The 539-nt window shown below is 44.0% G+C and carries 1 pseudogene; it reads left to right on the top strand.

Going from position 1 to position 539, the window contains the following annotated elements:
• A pseudogene (locus ACFINL_RS09900) lies at window positions 1-539 on the top strand (filamentous hemagglutinin); the annotation flags it as partial.

Genomic DNA, 539 nt, shown 5'->3' with positions numbered 1-539 from the left:
AGCGATGGCACCATCGTCATTACTGATGAAGCAGGGCAGAAGGCATTGACAGGGCAAGGCGTTGATCAAACCATAGCCTCCCTTAATCGGGATACTGCTAGCGCCCATAAGGGTGTACAACAGCTCGATGTAGGCAAGCTGGAACAAATCGTCCATGAAAACCGTGAAATGGCAACTCAACTCTTAGAAGAAGGGTTTAAATACAGCGATGATTCCTATAAAACCATGTTTATCAAAGAGCACCCCATCGCCGTGGTGGATCGTGATGAAAATGGCAATACAATCTATGAAATAGATGAAAATGGACAGTATATCAAAGACGCTCGTGGACAACCAATACCTCACGCACATTATTTAACGGATGAAGAAAAGCAGCATTTGCAAGAAGGCTCTGATGGCAAAGTGCATGTGTCCTTTAATGGCATCTTTACGCCACCCTATGAAGCTGCTGTTTATGCAGAGCAACATGCGGAGAATAAAAATGAACCGCTTTATTTTGTTGTGTTCCCAGAAGCTGATTCTGCTATCTCAGAACTTCT

The organism is Bartonella sp. AA78NXGY (assembly GCF_042197005.1).
Taxonomy (GTDB): domain Bacteria; phylum Pseudomonadota; class Alphaproteobacteria; order Rhizobiales; family Rhizobiaceae; genus Bartonella.
This window is presented reverse-complemented; position numbering and strand designations above follow the sequence as displayed.